Source organism: Psychrobacter sp. 16-MNA-CIBAN-0192 (assembly GCF_040309565.1).
Taxonomy (GTDB): domain Bacteria; phylum Pseudomonadota; class Gammaproteobacteria; order Pseudomonadales; family Moraxellaceae; genus Psychrobacter.
Window position 1 is genome coordinate 1 of record NZ_JBEOOX010000395.1, and the last position, 260, is coordinate 260.

Consider the following 260-nt stretch of genomic DNA (forward strand, 5'->3'; position numbering starts at 1 on the left):
GGGTGTGCTGCGCGAGTGCCTGCTGGCGGCTGATGTGCAGGAAGTGGTGGCCGTGGGCCGCACGCCCTTGACCCAGGAGCACGGCAAGCTGCATCAGGTGTTGCACAGCGACATGCTGGATTTCCAACCCCTGGAAAACCTGCTGCAAGGTTTTGATGCGTGCTTCTTCTGCCTGGGTGTTTCGTCGGCGGGCATGAAGGAAGCGCGCTATACCCACCTCACCTATGATCTGACCCTCGTGGCGGCCAGCACTCTGGCGC

Annotated in this window: 1 protein-coding gene; it reads left to right on the top strand. The window is 62.3% G+C overall.

Translation table 11 applies throughout. From position 1 onward, the window contains the following. A partial coding sequence (locus AAEY78_RS13715; protein ID WP_352339902.1) for a Rossmann-fold NAD(P)-binding domain-containing protein occupies nucleotides 1-260 on the top strand: 260 nt, incomplete at both ends.